Here is a 21,555-nt window from a genome sequence, read left to right as displayed (position 1 = left end):
ACCCTAGATCCCGCCACCGGTCCCGGCCCGGCCGCTCCGGCCGCTCCGGCGGCCCTCGACCGAGGCGGCCCGGTGAGCCCTGCCCGGGCCACCGCCTCCCGGTCCCCGGGCGCCCCCCTCCCAGCTCCCGGGCCACCGCCCCCAGCTCCCGGGCGACCGCCCCCGGGCGCTCGTCATCCGGCCGTTGCCGTCTCCGTCTCCGGCGTCGTCTCCTCCGTGCCGAGGGGCAGCCGGGCCGCGACGCGGAAGCCGCCGTCCGGGAGGGGGCCGGTGTCGAGGGTGCCGCCGGTCAGCCGGACGCGCTCGCGCATCCCGACCAGCCCGTGCCCGGTGCCGGTGCTCTCCAGCGGCGAGACCCGCTCCGCGGCCGGACCGTTGACCACGAGGACCGTCAGCCGGCCGGACCCGTCCTCGCGCACCGAGACCCGGGTCGGGGCGCCCGGCGCGTGCCGCACCACGTTGGCGAGCGCCTCCTGCACGATCCGGTACGCGGAGAGGCCCACCGCCTGCGGCACCTCGGTCCGCCCGTCCGCGAGCTCCGCGGCGAGCGACAGCTCGGCCGGCACGCCCGCCCGCACGGTCGCCTCCACCAGCTGCTGGAGCCGGTCGAGGCCGGGCTGCGGGGCCCGCTCGCCCTCGCTGCCGTCGCTGCGGAGCACCGAGAGCAGCCGCCGCATCTCGGCCAGCGACTCCCGCGCGCTGCCCGCGATCGACGCGAACTCCTCCCGGGCCGCGTCCGGCAGCTCCGGGATCCGGTACGGGGCGGAGTCCGCCTGCACGGTGATCACCGACATGTGGTGGGCGACCACGTCGTGCAGCTCGCGGGCGATCCGGGCCCGCTCCTCCAGGAGCGTGCGGCGGGCCCGCTCGGCCTCGCTGATCGTCTCCTGCTCGGCGAGTCTTCGCTGGGCCTCGCTCCGCGCCCGTATCGCCGAGGTGAGCAGCAGCAGCACGCCGCTGAGCACGAAGAGGAGCGTGGTGATGCCCGTGTCGCCGTACGGCCGCACGATCTCCAGGAGGTAGCCGGCCGCGCCGGTCGCCAGCCACACGCCGACGAGGGTGCGGCGCGGCTCGCGCAGTCCGAGCGCGAGCATCAGCGCGCAGTATCCGACGACGACCGGCGGGGTCCACGGCCACAGCTGGGCGCGGGGCCCGTCGGAGGCCATCATGACGAGCGCCCCGGCGATGTCGGCGGGCAGCACGATCCACCACGCCTGGAGCGGCCGGGTGGCGGCGAGCAGCAGCGGCGCGGTCTGCGCGGTCGCGAGCGCGCCGGCCAGCGCGCCGGGCACGTCGTAGTCGTGCATGAGGAGGTGGACGGTGACCGGGAGCAGGGAGCCGACGAGCGCGACCCCGAACGCGTAGGGCAGCAGCCGCATCCACCGTGACGAGGAGGCGCCCGTGAAGGGCGAGGAGCCCGGCTCGGCGGGCGCGGCGAAGGTGGCCTCCAGGGCCTGGACGGCCACCCGCGACCAGCTCTGGACCCGCGCCGCCACCCGCCGCGGGTCCGGCCGCTTCTCGAACGCTTTCATGTCGAGTCAGCCTAGGTTCGCGGCCCGGCCCCGTCGTCGTACCAGGGGTGACAATCGCGGATCAGACCCTGGTATGACGGCGCGCGACTTTCGTCGCGCGCCCCCGCGGCCCGGCCCGCCGGCCGGCGTCGCTACAGCTCAGCGAGGAGTTCCGTCTTCTTCGCCGCGAATTCCTCGTCCGTCACCAGGCCCGCCTGATGCAGTTCGCCCAGGTGCCGAATCCTTTCGGCAACGGCGCCGGGATCCCCGTGCGCCGCGCCGCGCGCCCCCGCGGGGACGGGGGTGCGGTCCTTGGCGCGGATCGCCGAGAGGACGGCCGCCGCGAAGGGGAGGGAATCGTGGACCGGGCCGTAGCCGAGGCCGAAGACGACCGACGCCGGATCGTGGTCGGGCCGGTCCGCCCGGGGCGCTCCGCCCCGGGGGAGCAGCCGCAGGAAGCCGCCGGAGGAGTCCGGCGTGCGCCACTCGACCCCGCTCAGCTCCCGGATCCGGAAGGACTGGTCGCCCGTCTTCCACTTCTCCGACGTGGCCATCGTCGAGGACCAGCGGAACGAGACCTCGGACGAGCCGTCGAACGTCGCCTTCCCGTCGTACGCCTTGAAGGAGAGCGGCCCCTGCGGCGCCGCGACCAGGAAGCCGGTGTCGAGCCGGTCCGCCGGGTCCGCGGGCACCAGCGAGGCCAGCTCGTCGCGCCAGTGCGCGGCGAGCTCCTCCCGGTCGGCGGGCAGCGCCAGCCGGTACGGGTCGCAGGCCTCCTTGAGCTGCCCGGCCGCCGCCTCCATCAGCGGATCGGCGCCCGGCCGCGGCACGGCGTGCAGGACGACGGTGCCGCGCCGGCCCGGCGCGAGCGTCGCCGACGCCAGCGCCTCGTACGGCACGCGTCGCTCACGCAGCGCCTGGAACAGCCTCGGCGTACGGATCCCCCGTTCGAAGCGGATGACGAGGGCGTCGCTCTCCAACTCCCAGGTGGCATGAATTCCGGCCAGCACATCACCCATACGCCTCATCGTAAGCGGCGTGTGGCCGTGCGTCGCCCCTCGGAACTGTCAGGAAATTCCGTGATCTACGCGCGTCAGAGGCCGGTTCCGCCGGAGATTCCCCCGTGGCACACGCTGTCGGCACGTGCGCAGACGACCCGTCCGAAGGCTCCGGCGCCTATCGCCGCGAAATTGCCGAGGCTCTCCGTGCCCGGCTCGAAATAACCGCTGTGTCCGGCGGCCCCGGCCGCCGAGACCAGCCGCGCGCCGAACTCCGGCGCCACCGGGTCCGCGCCGTGACCGACCCCGCCGAGCTCCAGGTGGGGGACGTCCGCGATCCAGTCGCCGCCGTCCCGCATCGCCCATATCCGGGCCCGTGTGCGCAGCTCCGCCGCGGTCTCCACCCGCATCCCGGGGCTGCCCGCCACCGCCAGGTCGGTCACCCGGTCCGGCAGCCGGGGCGCGGCGACCCCGCAGAGGACGGAGCCGTAGCTGTGGCAGAAGAGCGCCACCCGGGCCTTCCCCGGCAGGCCCTCGGTGAGCCGGACGAGCCGGTCGGCGCCGGACGCGGCGAGCCGGCCGGTCACCGCGTCGACGCCCACCCGCGCGGGCGCGGTGTAGCCGGCCCAGGCGATCACCGCGACCCGGGCGTCGGGCGCGGTGCGCCGCTCGGCCTCGTACAGCGCCTGCGCCATGCCGACGGGGGCGGTGTACCGCCCGTGCGTCTTCTGGAAGGTGAGGAGGTGGGTGTCGACGCCGGGCACGATCACCGACACCCGCCGGGCCCGCTCCAGGTCGCCCAGGACCTCGGCCGCCTTCCCCGTACCGGTGGGGTCGAAGACGAGGATCCGGCGCCCGGGTTCGAGGAGGGAGCGGAAGCGGTCCACCCGGCGCCGCGCCTCGTGCCGGCCCTCGGCGGAGAGCCGGGGGTCGTCGAGGCGGGGCCGCTCGGCCGCCAGCGCGCGGGTGAGGCCGATCCGGTTGGCGCGGTAGCGCAGGGCCGGCGGGGCGCCGTCGAGATTGCCGACGACGAGCGGATGCCGCTCGGCGAGGCCCTCGGCGCGGGCCGGGCCGAGGGCGGCGAACCAGGCCGCGACGGTACGGGGCGGGGCGGTGGCCGGGTCGGGCGGCGGGACGTCGCCGATCCGCTCGCGCGCCCAGGCGGCCAGCGCGGCCTGCATGGGCGATCCGGAGGCCGGCCGGTGCCGGAGGGTGGTCCATCCGGTGGTGGCCAGCAGCACGAGGACGACACCCAGCACGAGCAGGGTGCGCAGGACGGCGAGGGACGGCGGGACGTCGGCGGAGGTCACGGGCGCACACCCTAGACGGCGAAGATGACGGAACCGTCCGTTCGGTCGCCGCCGCCCACCGTCACGGGGGGCGGGGGGAACGTCCTGGCCACGGCCGGTGGACCCCGGCCGGGCGGACCGTTCAGCCGTCCGCGCGCGGCTCCCGCCAGTGCAGCGACAGGGCCGGGCCCAGGTGGTCCAGGTACCACTCGGTGAGGGCCCGGATCCCCTCCAGGCTGCGGTCCGGCCCCTTGCCCCACATCTGTCCGGTGACGCGCATCACCCCGCTGAAGGCGGCCACGGCGATCCGGGGCCGCGGGTCGGCGTCCACGTCGAGCCCCTCGCGGCGGGCGACGAGCCGGGCGATGGTCTCCTCCATCTCGCTGGACCGCCGCAGGTGCGCGGCGAGCAGCGCCGGCGTCGACTCGATCATGAAGAAGGTCCGCAGGTACAGCTCGACCGGGACGACCTGGTCGATCGCGTCGCCCACGCCGTCCCACGCGGCGAGCACGGCGTTGCGCATCGCGTCGAAGGGACCCTCCCCGGGCGGCCGCCGGTCCAGCGCCCGGACGAACTCCTCCTCCACCATCCGCTGGACGGCGAAGGCGACCTCCTCCTTGGAGGAGAAGTAGCGGAAGAAGGTGCGCTGGGAGACCTCGACCGCGTCGACGATCTCGTCGACGGTGGTCCGCTCGTACCCCTGGGTGGTGAAGAGCTCCAGGGCGACCCGGATGAGCGCGTCGCGGGTGCGCTGCTTCTTCCGCTCGCGCGGGCCGGGCGCGGGCACGGTCAACGGGGCCTCTTTTCGGTCGATTGCGGGAGCTTCTCCCTGCTCAGGGTACCTGTGAGCTACATGACAGTTACCGACGCGTGAATCACTTTGTCAATTGTCAGTGACTGTCACTAGCCTCTTTCCTATGACTAGTCAGACCACCGTGGAAAAGGCCCCGCAGGGCCAGGGGGGCGTCCGGGAACCTGGTCCGGTCCCGGCGAAGGGCCTGCGCGGCCACCCCTGGCTGACCCTGTTCGCCGTCGCGGCCGGCGTCATGATGGTGGCGCTCGACGGCACGATCGTGGCCATCGCCAACCCCGCCATCCAGGCCGACCTCGGCGCCACCCTGGACCAGCTCCAGTGGATCACCAACGGCTACCTGCTCGCGCTCGCCGTCGCCCTGATCACCGCCGGCAAGCTCGGTGACCGCTTCGGCCACCGCCAGACCTTCCTCATCGGCATCGCGGGCTTCGCCGCCGCCTCCGGCGCGATCGGCCTCTCCGACTCGATCGCCTTCGTGATCGCCTTCCGCGTGCTCCAGGGCCTCTTCGGCGCCCTGCTGATGCCGGCCGCGCTCGGCCTGCTGCGCGCCACCTTCCCCGCCGAGAAGCTGAACATGGCCATCGGTATCTGGGGCATGGTCATCGGCGCCTCCACGGCGGGCGGCCCGATCCTCGGCGGCTTCCTCGTCGAGCACGTCAGCTGGCAGTCCGTGTTCTTCATCAACGTGCCGGTCGGCGTGCTCGCGCTCGCGCTCGGCATGATCATCCTCAAGGACCACCGCGCCGAGAACGCGCCGCGCTCCTTCGACGTCCTCGGCATCGCGCTGCTCTCCGGCGCGATGGGCCTGCTCGTCTGGAGCCTCATCAAGGCCGGCGCCGACTGGGGCTGGACCAGCGCCAACACGTGGGGCTGTCTGCTCGGCGCGATCGTGCTCTTCGCCGTCTTCGCCGTCTGGGAGACGAAGGTCAAGGAGCCGCTCATCCCGCTGGCCATGTTCCGCTCCGTGCCGCTCTCGGCCGGTGTGGTGCTGATGGTCCTGATGGCCTTCGCCTTCATGGGCGGCCTCTTCTTCGTCACCTTCTACCTCCAGGGCGTGAAGGGGCTCGGCCCGATCGACGCCGGTCTGCGGCTCCTCCCGCTGACCGCGATGATGATCGTCTCCTCGCCGCTGGCCGGCGCGCTCATCACCAAGTTCGGGCCGCGGGTGCCGCTCGTCGGCGGCATGGTCTGCACGGCCGCCGCGATGTTCGGCATGATCACGCTCTCGGCCGGTACGAGCACCCTGGCGATGTCGCTCTGGTTCGCCCTCCTCGGCCTGGGCCTCGCCCCGGTCATGGTCGGCGCCACCGAGGTCATCGTCGGCAACGCGCCGCTGGAGCTCTCCGGTGTCGCCGGCGGCCTCCAGCAGGCCGCCATGCAGGTCGGCGGCGCGCTCGGCACCGCGGTGCTCGGCGCGGTCATGTCCTCCAAGGTCTCCAGCGCCTTCGCGGAGAACTGGAAGGAGGCCGGCATCCCGGTCCCGGCCGACCCGCGCCTGGAGGAGGCCGCCGAGTTCGGCATGGCCCCGGAGGCGATGGCCAAGGCTCCCGGCATGACCCCGGACCTCTTCGCCAAGATCTCCGACGTCATCCACGACACCTTCCTCCAGGGCATGGGCCTGGCCTTCACCGTCGCCGGTGTCGTCGCCGTGGTCGCGGCCCTGGTCGCCACCCTGACCAAGCGCGGCGAGAACGCGCAGGCCGGCATGGGCGGCGGCCACATCTGACGCCCCTCCCGCGCTCCGGCGCGGCCTGAGGTCCCCAGGGGGCCGTCACCCGTTCGAGGGAACGGGGGCGGCCCCTCTTCCTTTCGGAGGGTCACCTCACCCATGATCGTGGTTACAGAGAGTGACGACATGGGGGGTTGATCCGTATGACATCGATCGGTGTGGGGACGAGGGTGACGAGGGCGTCGGCCGTGCTCGCGGGGGCGGCCGTCCTGCTCCTGGCCGCGCTCCCGGCCACAGCCGCTCCGGCCGCCCGGGCCCCGGCTCCGGCCGCCCGCATCACCGCCGCGGCCGCGGGGAGCACACCGGCCGCTCCGGCCGCCGGGACCGCCCTCGGGGCCTGCGGGCCCGGCCGGCTCTGCCTCTGGCCGAAGCCCGACTTCAAGGGCAGGCCGTGGACGTACGAACTGGCGACGACGGACCTCGACAGCTGCGTCGCCCTCCCGGCCGGGGCCTCGGCCCAGTCCCTGGCCGTCCGCACGGGCCGGCCGGTCACCGCGTACCAGTCGGCGGAGTGCGCGGAGGCGGGCGAGTTCGAGACCTACCCGGGCCGGGGGACGTGGGTCCCGCACACGCCCTACGAGGTCAGAGCCTTCAAGCTCTGGGAGCGCTAGGCGCACCAGGACCGCCGGGCGCCGGCACGCCGTCCGGCACCGGCCCCCGTACGGCCTCGGGCGCCGGCCCCGGCACGACCTCGGGCACGACCTCCGCCGCGCCCCCCGGTGCGGCCTGTGGTGCGGCCTGTGGCGCGACCTCGGGCCCGGTGTCCGGCCCGGTGTGTACGGCTCCGGGCGCGGCCGCCTCCGGTACGGCCTGCGGCGGCACCGGGGCCGAGAGCCGGGCGACCTCGGCGCGGAGCTCGCGGACCTCCCGGGTCAGGGCCTCCAGGAGCTCCGTCTGACGGCGCTCCACCGCGTCGTCCCGCTCGAAGCGGGCGATGAACCAGGCCGCGATGTTGGCGGTCACCACACCCAGCAGGGCGATGCCCGAGAGCATCAGCCCCACCGCGAGCACCCGCCCGAGACCGGTCGTCGGCGCGTGGTCGCCGTAGCCGACCGTCGTCATGGTGGTGAACGACCACCAGACGGCGTCGCCCAGGGTCTTGATGTTGCCCTCCGGCGCGTCCCGCTCCACGTGGAGCACCGCCAGCGAGCCGAACATCATCAGCCCGACCACCGCGCCCGCCACATAGGTGGTGAGCGTTATCTGCGGGGCCATCCGGGCCCGCCGGCCCACGAGGAGGAGGGTGGAGACCACGCGCAGCAGCCGCAGTGGCTGCACCAGCGGCAGCAGGACCGCGAGGAGGTCGAGGGGGTGCGAGCGGACGAAGGCCCAGCGGGCCGGAGCCAGGCAGAGCCGGACCAGGTAGTCCAGGGCGAACGCCCCCCACACCGCCCACTCGACGTGGCGGCACAGCCGGAGGACCCACGGCTCGGCGCCGGGCGCGACGATCGGCACGGCGTATGCGACACCGAAGGCCACAGCCAGCACCAGCAGCGGGGTCTGGGTGCGCTCTTCCCAGCGGACCTTCGGGGGGCGCTCCTTCTTCACGGACATGCGGGGCATCGTAAGGAATGCCGAAGGGCGGCGGGACCGCCGGTCCCACCGCCCCTCACCAGGCGCTGCTCCCGCCCGGGAGCCGTCAGGCGTCGCCGCCCGCGGGACCCGGGTCGGCGGCCGCCACGTCCAGCAGCTGGTAGCGGTCCACCGCCTGCTTCAGGACCGCGCGGTCCACCTTGCCGTCCCGGGCCAGCTCGGTCAGCACCGCGAGCACGACCGACTGGGCGTCGATGTGGAAGTACCGGCGGGCGGCGCCGCGGGTGTCCGCGAAGCCGAAGCCGTCGGCGCCGAGGGAGGTGTACGGGCCGGGGATCCAGCGGGAGATCTGGTCCGGCACCGAGCGCATCCAGTCCGAGACCGCCACGAACGGGCCCTCGGCGGACTGGAGCTTGCGGGTGACGTACGGGACGCGCTGCTCCTCGTCCGGGTGGAGCAGGTTGTGCTCCTCGACCGCCACCGCCTCGCGGCGCAGTTCGTTCCAGGAGGTCGCGGACCACACGTCGGCCCGGACGTTCCACTCCTCGGCGAGGATCCGCTGCGCCTCGATCGCCCACGGGACGGCGACGCCGGAGGCCATGATCTGCGCCGGGATCGTGCCCGCCTCGGCGCGCCGGAAGAGGTGGATGCCCTGGAGGATGCCCTCCACGTCCACGTCCTCCGGCTCGGCCGGGTGCTGGATCGGCTCGTTGTAGACCGTCAGGTAGTAGAAGACGTCCTCGGCCTCGGGGCCGTACATCCGGCGCAGACCGTCCTTGACGATGTGCGCGATCTCGAACCCGAACGCCGGGTCGTAGGCGAGGCAGGCCGGGTTCGTCGAAGCGAGGAGGTGCGAGTGACCGTCGGCGTGCTGGAGGCCCTCGCCGGTCAGCGTGGTGCGGCCGGCCGTGGCGCCCAGGACGAAGCCGCGGGCGAGCTGGTCGGCCATCTGCCAGAACTGGTCGCCGGTCCGCTGGAAGCCGAACATCGAGTAGAAGACGTAGACCGGGATCAGCGGCTCGCCGTGGGTGGCGTAGGCCGAGCCGGCGGCGATCAGCGAGGCCGTGCAGCCGGCCTCGGAGATGCCGTCGTGCAGCATCTGGCCGGTGGGGGACTCCTTGTAGGCGAGGAGGAGTTCGCGGTCGACCGCCTCGTACTGCTGCCCCAGCGGGTTGTAGATCTTGGCGCTCGGGAAGAAGGAGTCCATGCCGAAGGTGCGGTACTCGTCCGGCGCGATCAGCACGAAGCGCTTGCCGATCTCCTTGTCCCGCATCAGGTCCTTCAGCAGCCGGACGAAGGCCATCGTGGTGGCGATCGACTGCTGGCCCGAGCCCTTGCGGACCGCCGCGTAGGTGGCGTCGTCCGGCAGCGCCAGCGGCTGGGACCGCACGACCCGGGTCGGCACGTAGCCGCCGAGCGCGTTGCGGCGGTCGTGCATGTACTGGATCTCCTCGGAGTCCCGCCCCGGGTGGTAGTACGGCGGGAGGCCGGACTCCAGCTCCTTGTCGGACACCGGGATGTGCAGCCGGTCGCGGAAGCGCTTCAGGTCGTCGACCGTCAGCTTCTTCATCTGGTGGGTGGCGTTGCGGCCCTCGAAGTTGGGGCCGAGGGTCCAGCCCTTGACGGTCTGCGCCAGGATCACCGTCGGCTGGCCCTTGTGGGCCTTGGCCGCCGCGTAGGCCGCGTAGATCTTCTTGTGGTCGTGACCGCCGCGGCCCAGGTGCAGGATCTGGTGGTCCGACATGGACTCGACCATCGCCCGCAGCCGGTGGTCGTCGCCGAAGAAGTGGTCGCGGATGTACGAGCCGGTCTCCGTCGCGTACGTCTGGAACTGGCCGTCCGGCGTGGTGTTCAGCCGGTTCACCAGGATGCCGTCCCGGTCCTGCGCGAGCAGCGGGTCCCACGAGCGGTCCCAGATCAGCTTGATGACGTTCCAGCCGTTGCCCCGGAAGATCGACTCCAGCTCCTGGATGATCTTGCCGTTGCCGCGGACCGGGCCGTCGAGCCGCTGAAGGTTGCAGTTGACGACGAAGGTGAGGTTGTCGAGCCCCTCGCGGGCCGCGATGGAGAGCTGGCCGAGCGACTCGACCTCGTCCATCTCGCCGTCGCCGAGGAAGGCCCACACGTGCGACGCGGAGGTGTCGGCGATCCCGCGCGCCTCCATGTACCGGTTCATCCGCGCCTGGTAGATCGCGCCGAGCGGACCGAGGCCCATCGACACCGTCGGGAACTCCCAGAAGTCCGGCATCAGCCGCGGATGCGGGTACGACGACAGCCCGTTCGGGTACTTCGACTTCTCCTGGCGGAAGCCGTCGAGCTGGGTCGCCGTCAGCCGGTCGAGGAGGAAGGCGCGGGCGTAGATGCCGGGGGAGGCGTGGCCCTGGAAGAAGATCTGGTCGCCGCCGTCGCCCTCGTCCTTGCCCCGGAAGAAGTGGTTGAAGCCCACGTCGTAGAGGGAGGCCGAGGAGGCGAAGGTGGCGATGTGGCCGCCGACGCCGATGCCCGGACGCTGGGCGCGCGAGACCATCACGGCCGCGTTCCACCGGGTGGCGTTGAGGACCCTGCGCTCGATCTCCTCGTTGCCGGGGAAGAAGGGCTCGTCCTTGGTGGCGATGGTGTTGACGTAGTCCGTGCTGCGCATCTCGGGCACGGCCACCCGCTTCTCGCGGGCGCGTTCGATCAGCCGGAGCATCAGGTAGCGGGCCCGCTCCCGGCCCCGCTCGTCGACGGCCGCGTCGAGGGAGTCGAGCCACTCCTGGGTCTCTTCGGGGTCGAAATCCGGGACCTGGCTGGGAAGGCCGCCAATGATGATCGGGTTGCGATCGGATCCGGGAGCCACGCTGTTCCTTCGCTGGTCGGGGGGAGCCCCACGAGGGAGGGGAGCCCCGTGGAGGCCGGGATGTCCGAGGCCGGGGACGTCCATCGTGTACCCGGCTCGCGGCACACGTCATCTTTACCGAGAGGTAATCCTCCCCGCGCCCCTCCCTGTGCGCGGAGTGCGGTCAAATCGCAACCTTACGCCCAATCCGCGCATGCGTTCCGGCAGAGCGTTCGGCAGACTGAAACCGCAGAAGCCCGCGAAGCGGGACGAATCGTGTACGCCTGATCACGGAGCGCTGTCGAAAGCCGTCGGCAGTTGCGGTGAGACGGCCCCAAACGTCACCGTTTCGGCGGTCTCCACGGCCGGGTACTTGCGCGATCCGCCCCGTCACGTGTGGACTACGGCCAGCGCCGCGCACATGCGCGGCCCGAGCATTTTCCGATACATGATCAGGAGGCAAGCCGTGAGCGCGACCGCGGACCACGCGGAGGAGCGGACCAACCCGGCGACGAGGCTGGGGTTCGAGCCCGGACAGGTGGTCCAGGAGATCGGCTACGACGACGACGTCGACCAGGATCTCCGTGAAGGCATCGAGTCCATCATCGGCCAGGAGCTCGTGGACGAGGAATACGACGACGTCGCCGACGCCGTCGTCCTCTGGTTCCGTGACGAGGACGGTGATCTCACCGACGCACTGGTGGACAGCATCGGTCTGCTGGAGGACGGCGGCAACATCTGGCTGCTGACCCCCAAGACCGGCCGCGACGGCTACATCGAGCCGAGCGACATCAACGATGCCGCGCAGACCGCAGGTCTCTCCCAGACCAAGAGCATCAGCGTCGCCAAGGACTGGACGGGCACCCGCCTGGCCGCTCCCAAGCGCTGATCCCCTGCTGCGCGAAGCCCCCGCCGTCGTCACGGCGGGGGCTTTCGCGCTCTCCCGGCCCGCGGAGAAGGCCGCCGGGGGCCCGTCGGGGGCCGGCCCGGGCCGCGCGGACGGCCGCCGGCCAGGCCGTAGGGTGGGGTTCACCGGTTCGGCCCAGAGGCCGGGCCCCGTCGAAGGGATGCGTACGCGATGGCGATCGAGGTCGGCACCAAGGCCCCCGATTTCGAGCTCAAGGACAACCACGGGCGCACCGTGAGGCTCTCCGACTTCCGCGGCGAGAAGAACGTGGTGCTGCTCTTCTACCCCTTCGCCTTCACCGGCGTGTGCACCGGCGAGCTGTGCGAGCTCCGCGACAACCTGCCGAAGTTCGTCAACGACGACACCCAGCTGCTCGCCGTCTCCAACGACTCCATCCACACCCTGCGCGTCTTCGCCGAGCAGGAGGGCCTGGAGTACCCGCTGCTCTCCGACTTCTGGAAGCACGGCGACGCCTCCCGCGCCTACGGCGTCTTCGACGAGGACAAGGGCTGCGCCGTCCGGGGCACCTTCATCATCGACAAGGAGGGCGTCGTCCGCTGGACGGTCGTCAACGCCCTGCCGGACGCCCGTGACCTCGACGCCTACGTGAAGGCCCTCGAGACCCTCTGAGTCCGCCGCGCCGGACCCGGAATCGACGGCTTCGGCCGACATCCCCCGATTCCCCGGGCGAATCGCCTGTTTCGACTGGGAACCCGTCACTAGGATCCAGTCGTTGATCCGATGCCAACGCACGACTGGGGGCGCTGCCCCTGGAAACCAATGGAGGGACTCGTGGGAGTCAGCCTCAGCAAGGGCGGCAACGTCTCGCTGACCAAGGAGGCCCCTGGCCTCACCGCCGTGACCGTCGGTCTGGGCTGGGACGTCCGCACCACCACCGGTACGGACTTCGACCTCGACGCCAGCGCCATCCTGGTGAGCGAGGCCGGCAAGGTCCGCAACGACCAGGACTTCGTGTTCTTCAACAACCTCAAGAGCGCCGACGGTTCCGTCGAGCACACCGGTGACAACCTCACCGGTGAGGGCGAGGGCGACGACGAGCAGGTCAAGGTCAACCTGGCCGGCGTGCCGGCCGACGTGTCCAAGATCGTCTTCCCGGTGTCCATCTACGACGCCGAGAACCGCCAGCAGTCCTTCGGCCAGGTGCGCAACGCGTTCATCCGCGTCGTGAACCAGGCCGGCGGCGCCGAGATCGCCCGGTACGACCTCTCCGAGGACGCCTCGACCGAGACCGCCATGGTCTTCGGCGAGCTGTACCGCCACGGCGCGGAGTGGAAGTTCCGCGCGGTCGGCCAGGGTTACGCCTCGGGTCTGCGCGGCATCGCGCAGGACTTCGGCGTCAACGTCTGAGCCGCGCACCGAAGGCCGTCCGGGGCCGGGCCGCAGCGCCCGGGACCGGACCCCGCTCGACGACGTCCGGCGCCGCACCTCACGTGCGGCGCCGGACGTGCCTCATGGCAGCAGCATCCACCGGGGAGGAACCGAACACCATGGGCGTCACGCTCGCCAAGGGAGGCAACGTCTCCCTCTCCAAGGCCGCACCCAACCTCACCAAGGTCCTCGTGGGCCTCGGCTGGGACGCGCGGTCCACCACCGGAGCCCCCTTCGACCTCGACGCCAGTGCCCTCATGTGCCAGGCCGGCCGGGTACTGGGCGACGAGTACTTCGTCTTCTACAACCAGCTGCGCAGCCCCGAGGGTTCGGTCGAGCACACCGGTGACAACCTCACCGGCGAGGGCGACGGCGACGACGAGTCGCTCATCGTCGACCTCACCCGCGTCCCGCCCCAGTGCGACAAGATCGTCTTCCCGGTCTCCATCCACGACGCCGACAACCGCGGCCAGACCTTCGGTCAGGTCAGCAATGCCTTCATCCGGGTGGTGAACCAGGCCGACGGGCAGGAGCTGGCCCGGTACGACCTCTCGGAGGACGCCTCCACCGAGACCGCGATGATCTTCGGCGAGCTCTATCGCTACAACGGCGAATGGAAGTTCCGCGCGGTCGGCCAGGGGTACGCGTCCGGACTGCGGGGCATCGCCCTAGACTTCGGGGTCAACGTTTCGTAAAGCCGCGTTATCACACAATGGGGTAGGCAGTGGTTCTGAAAACCTTCGGCTGGTCGTTCGCGATCACCGTGCTCGGCCTGGTCGCCGCAGTTCTCTACGGGGGGTGGGAGGCGTTCGGGATCGTCGCGATCCTCTGCGTCCTCGAGATCTCGCTCTCCTTCGACAACGCGGTGGTCAACGCCGGCATCCTGAAGAAGATGAATGCCTTCTGGCAGAAGATCTTCCTCACCATCGGCATTCTGATCGCCGTCTTCGGAATGCGACTGGTCTTCCCCGTCCTGATCGTCGCGGTCAGCGCCAAGATCGGTCCGATCGAGGCCGTCGACCTGGCGCTCAACGACGCCGACCGTTACCAGGAACTGGTCACCGACGCGCACCCGTCGATCGCCGCGTTCGGTGGCATGTTCCTTCTGATGATCTTCCTCGACTTCATCTTCGAGGACCGTGACATCCAGTGGCTGCGCTGGATCGAGCGCCCGCTGGCCAAGCTCGGCAAGGTCGACATGCTGTCGGTCTGCATCGCGCTGGTCGTCCTGCTCGTCACCGCGATGACCTTCGCGACCCAGGCCCACCAGCACGGCGGCACGCACGTCGACAAGGCGCAGACGGTCCTCATCTCCGGCATCGCCGGCCTCATCACGTACCTCGTCGTCGGCGGTCTCTCCGGCTTCTTCGAGAGCAAGCTGGAAGAGGAGGAGGAGCGCGAGCACGAGGCCGAGGAAGAGGCCCGCCGCAGCGGCAAGAAGGTCTCCGCGGTCCAGCTGGCCGGCAAGGCCGCCTTCTTCATGTTCCTCTACCTGGAGGTCCTCGACGCCTCCTTCTCCTTCGACGGGGTCATCGGCGCCTTCGCCGTCACCAACGACATCGTCCTGATGGCGCTCGGCCTCGGTGTCGGCGCCATGTACGTCCGGTCGCTCACGGTCTACCTGGTCAAGCAGGGCACCCTGGACGAGTACGTGTACCTGGAGCACGGCGCCCACTACGCCATCGGCGCCCTCGCCGTCCTCCTCCTGGTCACCATCCAGTACGAGATCCCCGAGGTCATCACCGGCTCCATCGGCGTCATCCTGATCGCCTGGTCCTTCTGGTCCTCCGTCCGCCGCAACAAGGCGCTCGCGGCGGCCGAGGGCGGCTCCGGCTCGTCCGGGGACAAGGCCGAGGTGAGCTCCGGGGTGTGACACCCTGCACCCTGATGTGCGCCCCGCCACGGGGTGTGACACCGGGGACAATGAGGAACGCTTCCCTGCGGGGCGACCGGCCCGTCCGGTCGCCCCGCAGGCGTGTGACGGCCGGGCAAGGCGACCGATGTGGGGGGTGGGGGCCCGATGGCCTTCTGGGACAACCTGATTCCGGGGCGGACGACGTCCTTCGACACGGGTGTGGGCGCGTCCCACACCATCGACCTGACCAGGCGCCGCCCCTCGGTCTCGCTCGCCCAGCAGGGCGGCGCCACCGGCAACCTCCGGGTCAACCTCTCCTGGCGGATGCGGACCTCCGACATCGAGGGCCGCTCCCGGCAGAGCGGCCGGCTGCTGCGCAACCCGGCCCAGTTCTTCCGCCCCGAGGTCGTCCAGGCCCACACCCAGGGCATGGTCAACGTCGACCTCGACCTCGGCTGCCTCTACGAGCTCAAGGACGGGAGCAAGGGCGTGGTGCAGCCGCTCGGCGGCTTCTTCGGCGACCTCAACGCCGCCCCGTACGTGAAGCTCAGCGGCGACGACCGGTTCGGCGCCCCCTCAGGGGAGACGATCTTCGTCAATCTGGACCACAAGGACCAGATCAAGCGGCTGCTCTTCTTCGCGTACATCTACGACCAGACGCCGGCCTTCGACCGGACGCACGCCAAGATCACGCTCTACCCGAGCAACGGGCCGCGGATCGAGATCGATCTCGACGAGCGCGCCCCGCAGGCCCGCTCCTGCGCCGTCTTCTCCGTGGACAACAGCAAGGGCGAGCTGATGGTCCGGCGCGAGGTGCGGTTCGTCTACGGCTTCCAGGCCGAGCTGGACCGCCTCTACGGCTGGGGACTCCAGTGGGGCCGCGGCTACAAGTCGAAGACGTGACCGCGGCCCCCGGCGGCTTACCGGACCGGCCGGCGCCGCCGCCGGGCTCACGGACGCTGGAACTGCGGCCCCATCGGCGGCATCCGGAACTCCCGGACGGGCTCCGGGCCGTGCGCGGCGTGCACCGGCTGCGGATAGCCGTACGAGGGCCCGGGGCCCGCCGCCGGCTGCTGCGGGTAGCCGTAGGCGGGCGCCCGGTCCGGCATCGGCGGCACGGGCGGCACCGGCGGCGCGGGGGCGTGGACGACGGTCGCGTCGAGGTCGCCGTGCGCGGCGGAGCCCGTACCGGCCTCACCGGCCTCGACGAGCGCGGTCTCGGCGAAGGGGTCGGCGGGGGTCTCGGCGGCCGTCCCGGGCGCCGCGGCGGGTCCGTCGGGCTCCTCGTCGACCGAGATGCCGAAGTCCGTCGCCAGGCCCACCAGGCCGGTCGGATAGCCCTGGCCGACCGCGCGGAACTTCCACCCGTCGCCGCGGCGGTACAGCTCGCCGCAGATGACCGCGGTCTCCTCGCCGGTCTCCGCCGTCACGTCGAAGAAAGCCAGCTCCCGCTCGGGCGCGACCGCGGCGTCGTACAGGACGATCCGCAGGTCGGTCACCGAGCGGAAGGTCCCGCCGTCCGAGGAGGCGGCGAGCACCACCCGGTCGATGGACGGGTCGAGCGCGCCGAGATCGGCCTCGACGGTGTCCGTCAGCCCGTCGGCGACCCGCTTCTTCGGCAGCCGCCGCACCAGGCCCGAGGGGTGGCGCGGCTGGTTGTAGAAGACGAAGTCCTCGTCGGAGCGGACCCGCCCTTCGAGGCCCAGCACCAGGGCGGAGGCGTCCACGTCGGGGACCCCGGGGCCCGGGGTCCAGCGGAGCACGGCCCGTACGGCCGCGGTGTCGAGAGGGACGTTGGAGCCCTTCAGCATCGCGTGCGTCATGACGGCCATCCTGCCCTCCTGCCCGACCGGGGGACAACGCGGGGGCACCACGCGTAGCGGAGCCCGCGCCACCGGTCGTGCCCCGGACGCCCCGCGACGGCCGGAACCTGACGCGTACACCTGACGGAATCATGGGGGTGGGAGGTGCCCGATGGGGACGAGTTACCTGGATTTCATGCGGAGTGGGAACTACGGACACCCGCACCTACGTACTATTACCGGCCACATGTCGTCAGGGCCCAAGCAAGCAGACGGGGGACTTACATGCGTCATTTCGGGCACATCCCGTCCGCGGTGCGGAACGGACTGTTCCACCGCGAGCCGGCCGAGTTCACCGCCGACTCGCCCGCCCGCACGCTCGCGGTCGCCCTCGGCGCCACGCTCTACAGCCCGGCCACCCGGCCCCGGCTCGCCGACGACATCCGCAAGCAGGCCGCCCGCGGCGTCGTCTCCATGGTCCTCTGCCTGGAGGATTCGATCAGCGACGCCGACGTCGAGGCCGGTGAGGACAACCTCGTCCGCCAGTTCCGCGACCTCGCCGACGGGCGGGCCGCGGGCGGTCCCGACGTCCCGCTGCTCTTCATCCGCGTCCGCGAACCGCGCCAGATCACCGACCTCGTCACCCGCCTGGGCGACACCGTGGACCTGCTGTCCGGATTCGTACTGCCGAAATTCACCGAGGCCCGCGGCACCGCCTTCCTCGAAGCCCTCACCCGCGCCGAGCGCGCCGCCGGACGCAGCCTCTACGCCATGCCCGTCCTGGAGTCCCCCGAGCTCCTCCACCTGGAGACCCGGGCCGAGACCCTCGCCGGCATCGCCTCGATCACCGACAAGTACCGCGACCGCGTCCTCGCCCTCCGCCTCGGCGTCACCGACTTCTGCTCCGCCTACGGGCTCCGCCGCTCGCCCGACATGACCGCCTACGACGTCAAGGTCGTCGCCCACGTCATCGCCGACGTCGTCAACGTCCTCGGCCGCGCCGACGGCACCGGCTTCACCATCACCGGACCCGTCTGGGAGTACTTCCGCCCCGGCGAGCGCATCTTCAAGCCCCAGCTGCGCCGCAGCCCCTTCCTGGAGGGCCGCGCCGAGGACCTGCGCACCGCCCTCATCGAGCACGACATGGACGGACTGCTCCGCGAGATCGAGCTCGACCGCGCCAACGGCCTCCTCGGCAAGACCTGCATCCACCCCACCCACGTGCTGCCCGTCCACGCTCTGTCCGTGGTCAGCCACGAGGAGTGGAGCGACGCCCAGGACATCCTCCGGCCCGAACAGGACGGCGGCGGCGTGCTCCGCTCCGTCTACACGAACAAGATGAACGAAGTGAAACCGCACCGCGCCTGGGCCGAGCGCACCCTCGTCCGCGCCGAGGTCTTCGGCGTCGCCCGCGAGGACGTCGGTTTCGTGGAACTGCTCACCGCCGGCCTCGCCGGCTGACGAAAGGACTGCGGCGACGTGGTGTGGACCGGAACATGGGTCGCGGAGCGGCTCGGCGTCGAGCTGGTCGGCGACGAGGAGCTGACGGCCCTCTTGGGCCTCGCCCTGCGCCGCAACCCCAAGCGGGCCCACCTGCTCGTCTCCAGCGTGCTCGGCAAGCACGTGCCGCAGCACCCCTCCGTCGTCTACGGCTCCGGCCTCGGCCTCGGCCTGCGCGTCCGTGAGCTCCTCGGCGCGGAGGAGGCCGGGAACGCGGTCGTCCTCGGCTACGCCGAGACCGCCACCGCCCTCGGCCACGCCGTCGCCGACGGCCTCGGCACCGCCCCCTACCTCCACTCCACCCGCCGCCCCGTGGCCGGCGTCACCACCGCGGGCGGCTTCGAGGAGTCCCACTCGCACGCCACCTCGCACCTGCTGCTGCCGGAGGACCCGGAGCTGCTGGCCGGGAAGGGACCGCTCGTCCTCGTCGACGACGAGTTCTCCACCGGCAACACCGTCCTCAACACCATCCGCGGCCTCCACGAGCGCTACCCCCGCGACCGGTACGTCGTCGTCGCCCTCGTCGACATGCGCGCCCCCGCCGACCGCGACCGGCTCACCGCCTTCGCGGCCGAGATCGGCGCCCGCGTCGACCTGATCAGCCTCGCCGCCGGCACCGTCGGCCTCCCGGACGGCGTCCTCGCCAAGGGACAGGAGCTGGTGGCCCGGCACGAACCCGGGAACGGCGCCGCCCAGGCCCGCTCCCGCGGCGGCTTCGCCGCCGTCGCCACCCCCGTGCGCGCCGACCTCGACTGGCCCGCCGCACTCCCCGACGGCGGCCGCCACGGCTTCACGCCCGCCCACCGCGCCCTCCTGGAGACGGCCCTCCCGGCGATGACGGAGGCCCTCACCGAGGCCCTCGCCGCCGCCGCCCCGGACCCCGCCGACGGCGACGCCACCGGCGGCCCCCGCGGCCCCCGCGTTCTCGTGCTCGGCTTCGAGGAGCTCATGTACGCGCCGCTCCGGCTCGCCGGAGCCCTGGAGGACGCCGGGCTCGACGTCCGGTACTCCACCACCACCCGCTCGCCCGTCCTCGCCGTCGACGACCCCGGCTACGCCATCCGCACCCGGCTCGTCTTCCCCGCCCACGACGACCCCGCCGACGGCCCCGGCGAGCGGTACGCCTACAACGTGGCGGGCGGCGGCTACGACGCCGTCGTCGCCGTCGTCGACTCGGCCGCCGACACCCCCGAGCTGCACGCCCCCGAGGGCCTCCTGGCCCAGCTCTCCGCGCACATCCCGCACGTCGTCCTGGCCGTCGTCCCGTCCTACGCGCCGCGGGGCGCCGCGCGGACCCCCGAGGACGACGCCCCGCGAGCCGTACCTCCGCACGTACCGCAGGCGGCCACGGAACCGGTGGCCGCGACCGCATCCGAAGCCACCGCAGTCTTCGGAACCACCGAAGCTCCCGAAAGGAGCTCCATGCTGCCCGAGCCCCTCCGCGGCCCCGCCTTCTCCTCGTACGCACCCGAGGAGGTCGGCTGGCTGCTCCAGGACCTCTCGGACGTCGAGCTGGAGGCGCCCACCGAGGAACGCGAGGAAGCCATCCAGAGCGGCGGCGCGCACTACGCCGAGTCGCTGCCCGTCGAGTACCAGCCGAGCGCCCGCTACCAGAAGCTCTTCCACAGCGCCCTGGACGCCTCCGCCTCCCGCATCGCCCACGCCGTCGGCACCGTCACCGAGACCGTCCTGGCCGAGCGGTCCGACCGCCCCGGCCCGCCGGTCCTCGTGTCGCTCGCCCGCGCCGGCACCCCCGTCGGCGTCCTCATGCGCCGCTGGGCGCACCGGCGCCACGGCCTCGACCTGCCCCACTACGCCGTCTCCATCGTCCGCGGCCGGGGCATCGACGCCAACGCCCTGCGCTGGCTCGCCGCCCACCACGACCCCGCCGACGTCGTCTTCGTCGACGGCTGGACCGGCAAGGGCGCCATCACCCGCGAACTCGCCGCGGCCCTGCGGGAGTCCGAGGAGTTCGCCGGCTTCGACCCGGAGATCGCCGTCCTCGCCGACCCCGGCTCCTGCGTCCGCACCTACGGCACCCGCGAGGACTTCCTCATCCCCTCCGCGTGCCTCAACTCCACCGTCTCCGGCCTGATATCGCGCACGGTGCTCCGCTCCGACCTGGTCGGCCCGGACGACTTCCACGGCGCCAAGTTCTACCGCGACCTGGCCGGCGCCGACGTCTCGAACGCCTTCCTCGACGCCGTCGAGGCCCGCTTCGACGAGGTCGCCGGCACCGTCGACACCGACGTCAAGGACCTCCTCGCCACCGACCGCACCCCCACCTGGGAGGGCTGGGCGGCCGTCGAGCGGATCAGCGAGGAGTACGGCATCCACGACGTCAACCTCGTCAAGCCCGGCGTCGGCGAGACCACCCGCGTCCTGCTCCGGCGCGTCCCCTGGAAGATCCTCGCCCAGCGCGGCGCCGGCGCCGACCTCGCCCACGTACGCCTCCTCGCGGAGCAGCGCGGAGTCCCCGTGGAGGAGGTCGACGGCCTCCCGTACACGTGCGTGGGCCTGATCCACCCCCAGTACACCAGGGGTGCGACAGGCGCCGACGGCAAGGCGGTGGTGTCCCGATGAGCACCCCCGCCCCCGCGACGACCCTGGTCGCCAGCGACCTCGACCGCACCCTGATCTACTCGACCGCCGCCCTCGCCCTCGGCATGCCGGACGCGCAGGCGCCCCGCCTGCTCTGCGTCGAGGTCCACGAGTCCAAGCCGCTCTCGTACATGACGGAGGAGGCCGCCGAGCTCCTCGCGCGGCTCACCGCCGAGACCGTCTTCGTCCCCACCACCACCCGGACGCGCAAGCAGTACCAGCGCCTCCAGCTCCCGGGCAGCACACCGAAGTACGCCATCTGCGCCAACGGCGGACACATCCTCGTCGACGGCGTCACCGACGACGAGTGGCACGCCTCCGTCCTCCGCAGGCTCGCCGAGGAGTGCGCCCCGCTCTCCGAGATCCGCGCCTACCTCACCGCGACGACGGACCTGTCCTGGGTGCGCAAGCACCGGGTCGCCGAGGACCTCTTCGCCTACCTCGTCGTCGAGCGGGAACGGCTCCCGGAGGACTGGCTGGACCGCTTCGGCGCCTGGGCGGGCGACCGCGGCTGGACCGTCTCGCTCCAGGGCCGCAAGGTGTACGCGGTGCCGAAGCCGCTCACGAAGGGCGCCGCCGTCCGCGAGGTCGCCCGGCGCACCGGCGCCGCGCTCACCCTCGCCGCCGGCGACTCGCTCCTCGACGCCGACCTGCTGCTCGCCGCGGACCGCGCCTGGCGCCCGGGCCACGGCGAACTCGCCGACACCGCCTGGACCGCCCCCCACCTCGACGTCCTCGCGGAGCGGGGCGTCGCGGCGGGCGAGGAGATCCTCCGCCGCTTCCGCGCGGCGGCCCTCCGCTGAGGAGGG

The 21,555-nt window shown here is 72.3% G+C and carries 18 protein-coding genes; 11 read left to right on the top strand and 7 right to left on the bottom strand.

The features are described from left to right. Positions 1-173: 173 nt before the first annotated feature. From ACFVU3_RS16335 to ACFVU3_RS16320, 4 genes are all read right to left on the bottom strand, one after another. Complete coding sequence (locus ACFVU3_RS16335) at positions 174-1,532, bottom strand: sensor histidine kinase (RefSeq protein ID WP_390066619.1); 1,359 nt, start codon at positions 1,530-1,532, stop codon at positions 174-176. Positions 1,533-1,663: 131 nt separating this feature from the next. After that, the gene (locus tag ACFVU3_RS16330; protein WP_390066617.1) at positions 1,664-2,530 is read right to left on the bottom strand and encodes a DUF4429 domain-containing protein; all 867 of its coding nucleotides are present in this window, start codon (positions 2,528-2,530) and stop codon (positions 1,664-1,666) included. A gap of 74 nt (positions 2,531-2,604) precedes the next feature. Continuing rightward, positions 2,605-3,819 carry an alpha/beta hydrolase gene (locus ACFVU3_RS16325; protein WP_390066616.1) on the bottom strand — a complete coding sequence of 405 codons (1,215 nt, stop codon included), beginning with the start codon at positions 3,817-3,819 and terminating at the stop codon, positions 2,605-2,607. Between the two features lie 121 nt (positions 3,820-3,940). Next, a complete protein-coding gene (locus tag ACFVU3_RS16320) occupies positions 3,941-4,585 on the bottom strand; it encodes a TetR/AcrR family transcriptional regulator (RefSeq protein ID WP_390066921.1) in 645 nt (214 codons plus the stop codon). Between the two features lie 259 nt (positions 4,586-4,844). Here ACFVU3_RS16320 and ACFVU3_RS16315 point away from each other — a divergent pair, with 259 nt between their 5' ends. Both ACFVU3_RS16315 and ACFVU3_RS16310 read left to right on the top strand, forming a co-directional pair. Next, positions 4,845-6,338, top strand: coding sequence for an MFS transporter (locus ACFVU3_RS16315; protein WP_390066919.1), 1,494 nt, complete (start codon positions 4,845-4,847; stop codon positions 6,336-6,338). 173 nt (positions 6,339-6,511) lie between these two features. After that, complete coding sequence (locus tag ACFVU3_RS16310; RefSeq protein ID WP_390066614.1) at positions 6,512-6,952, top strand: peptidase inhibitor family I36 protein; 441 nt, start codon at positions 6,512-6,514, stop codon at positions 6,950-6,952. Here ACFVU3_RS16310 and ACFVU3_RS16305 read toward each other — a convergent pair. Both ACFVU3_RS16305 and aceE read right to left on the bottom strand, forming a co-directional pair. Further along, complete coding sequence (locus tag ACFVU3_RS16305; RefSeq protein WP_390066613.1) at positions 6,933-7,895, bottom strand: ion channel; 963 nt, start codon at positions 7,893-7,895, stop codon at positions 6,933-6,935. The two genes, ACFVU3_RS16310 and ACFVU3_RS16305, sit on opposite strands and share 20 nt — an antisense overlap. An 85-nt stretch (positions 7,896-7,980) precedes the next feature. After that, on the bottom strand, positions 7,981-10,713 hold the full coding sequence (gene aceE / locus ACFVU3_RS16300) for a pyruvate dehydrogenase (acetyl-transferring), homodimeric type (protein WP_390066611.1): 2,733 nt from the start codon (positions 10,711-10,713) through the stop codon (positions 7,981-7,983). A 445-nt stretch (positions 10,714-11,158) separates the two neighbouring features. On the opposite strand from aceE, the gene ACFVU3_RS16295 reads away from it, so the two are divergent. The 6 genes from ACFVU3_RS16295 (at position 11,159) to ACFVU3_RS16270 (ending at position 15,746) form a co-directional block, all read left to right on the top strand. Continuing rightward, positions 11,159-11,581, top strand: a complete 423-nt coding sequence (locus ACFVU3_RS16295) for a DUF3052 domain-containing protein (RefSeq protein ID WP_390066609.1) — start codon at positions 11,159-11,161, stop codon at positions 11,579-11,581. 189 nt (positions 11,582-11,770) lie between these two features. Beyond that, the gene (locus ACFVU3_RS16290) at positions 11,771-12,229 is read left to right on the top strand and encodes a peroxiredoxin (protein WP_390066608.1); all 459 of its coding nucleotides are present in this window, start codon (positions 11,771-11,773) and stop codon (positions 12,227-12,229) included. Between the two features lie 162 nt (positions 12,230-12,391). Beyond that, on the top strand, positions 12,392-12,967 hold the full coding sequence (locus ACFVU3_RS16285) for a TerD family protein (RefSeq protein WP_360311373.1): 576 nt from the start codon (positions 12,392-12,394) through the stop codon (positions 12,965-12,967). 140 nt (positions 12,968-13,107) lie between these two features. Then, positions 13,108-13,683: a TerD family protein gene (locus ACFVU3_RS16280; protein WP_030495316.1), complete on the top strand. Its 576-nt coding sequence runs from the start codon at positions 13,108-13,110 to the stop codon at positions 13,681-13,683. A 29-nt stretch (positions 13,684-13,712) separates the two neighbouring features. After that, positions 13,713-14,861, top strand: coding sequence for a DUF475 domain-containing protein (locus tag ACFVU3_RS16275; RefSeq protein WP_390066606.1), 1,149 nt, complete (start codon positions 13,713-13,715; stop codon positions 14,859-14,861). A gap of 147 nt (positions 14,862-15,008) precedes the next feature. Next, positions 15,009-15,746: a Tellurium resistance gene (locus tag ACFVU3_RS16270; protein ID WP_390066604.1), complete on the top strand. Its 738-nt coding sequence runs from the start codon at positions 15,009-15,011 to the stop codon at positions 15,744-15,746. Positions 15,747-15,793: 47 nt separating this feature from the next. On the opposite strand, the gene ACFVU3_RS16265 is transcribed toward ACFVU3_RS16270, so the two are convergent. Beyond that, positions 15,794-16,675 (bottom strand): TerD family protein, encoded by an 882-nt coding sequence (locus tag ACFVU3_RS16265; protein WP_390066603.1) that lies wholly within the window; start codon positions 16,673-16,675, stop codon positions 15,794-15,796. A gap of 255 nt (positions 16,676-16,930) precedes the next feature. Here ACFVU3_RS16265 and ACFVU3_RS16260 point away from each other — a divergent pair, with 255 nt between their 5' ends. From ACFVU3_RS16260 to ACFVU3_RS16250, 3 genes are read left to right on the top strand one after another with little or no spacing between them, the layout of a single operon-like run. Further along, on the top strand, positions 16,931-18,106 hold the full coding sequence (locus ACFVU3_RS16260) for an HpcH/HpaI aldolase/citrate lyase family protein (protein WP_390066602.1): 1,176 nt from the start codon (positions 16,931-16,933) through the stop codon (positions 18,104-18,106). 18 nt (positions 18,107-18,124) lie between these two features. Further along, positions 18,125-20,728, top strand: a complete 2,604-nt coding sequence (locus ACFVU3_RS16255) for a phosphoribosyltransferase (protein ID WP_390066600.1) — start codon at positions 18,125-18,127, stop codon at positions 20,726-20,728. Further along, positions 20,725-21,549 carry an HAD family hydrolase gene (locus ACFVU3_RS16250; RefSeq protein ID WP_390066598.1) on the top strand — a complete coding sequence of 275 codons (825 nt, stop codon included), beginning with the start codon at positions 20,725-20,727 and terminating at the stop codon, positions 21,547-21,549. The genes ACFVU3_RS16255 and ACFVU3_RS16250 overlap by 4 nt, the downstream gene beginning before the upstream one ends. Positions 21,550-21,555: the final 6 nt, after the last annotated feature.

Source organism: Streptomyces sp. NPDC058052 (assembly GCF_042885515.1).
In the GTDB taxonomy this organism is placed as follows: Bacteria; Actinomycetota; Actinomycetes; order Streptomycetales; family Streptomycetaceae; genus Streptomyces.
The sequence above is the reverse complement of the archived record's forward strand: the minus strand, read 5'-3'. Positions and strand labels throughout refer to the sequence as shown.

What these genes read in the sequence shown, in the direction of transcription:
- ACFVU3_RS16305 (WP_390066613.1), bottom strand. Translation starts at nt 7,895, where the DNA reads ATGTCCGTGAAGAAGGAGCGCCCCCCGAAGGTCCGCTGGGAAGAGCGC.
- ACFVU3_RS16335 (WP_390066619.1), bottom strand. Translation starts at nt 1,532, where the DNA reads ATGAAAGCGTTCGAGAAGCGGCCGGACCCGCGGCGGGTGGCGGCGCGG.
- ACFVU3_RS16250 (WP_390066598.1), top strand. Translation starts at nt 20,725, where the DNA reads ATGAGCACCCCCGCCCCCGCGACGACCCTGGTCGCCAGCGACCTCGAC.
- ACFVU3_RS16265 (WP_390066603.1), bottom strand. Translation starts at nt 16,675, where the DNA reads ATGGCCGTCATGACGCACGCGATGCTGAAGGGCTCCAACGTCCCTCTC.
- ACFVU3_RS16290 (WP_390066608.1), top strand. Translation starts at nt 11,771, where the DNA reads ATGGCGATCGAGGTCGGCACCAAGGCCCCCGATTTCGAGCTCAAGGAC.
- ACFVU3_RS16315 (WP_390066919.1), top strand. Translation starts at nt 4,845, where the DNA reads ATGATGGTGGCGCTCGACGGCACGATCGTGGCCATCGCCAACCCCGCC.
- ACFVU3_RS16270 (WP_390066604.1), top strand. Translation starts at nt 15,009, where the DNA reads ATGGCCTTCTGGGACAACCTGATTCCGGGGCGGACGACGTCCTTCGAC.
- ACFVU3_RS16280 (WP_030495316.1), top strand. Translation starts at nt 13,108, where the DNA reads ATGGGCGTCACGCTCGCCAAGGGAGGCAACGTCTCCCTCTCCAAGGCC.
- ACFVU3_RS16260 (WP_390066602.1), top strand. Translation starts at nt 16,931, where the DNA reads ATGCGTCATTTCGGGCACATCCCGTCCGCGGTGCGGAACGGACTGTTC.
- ACFVU3_RS16330 (WP_390066617.1), bottom strand. Translation starts at nt 2,530, where the DNA reads ATGGGTGATGTGCTGGCCGGAATTCATGCCACCTGGGAGTTGGAGAGC.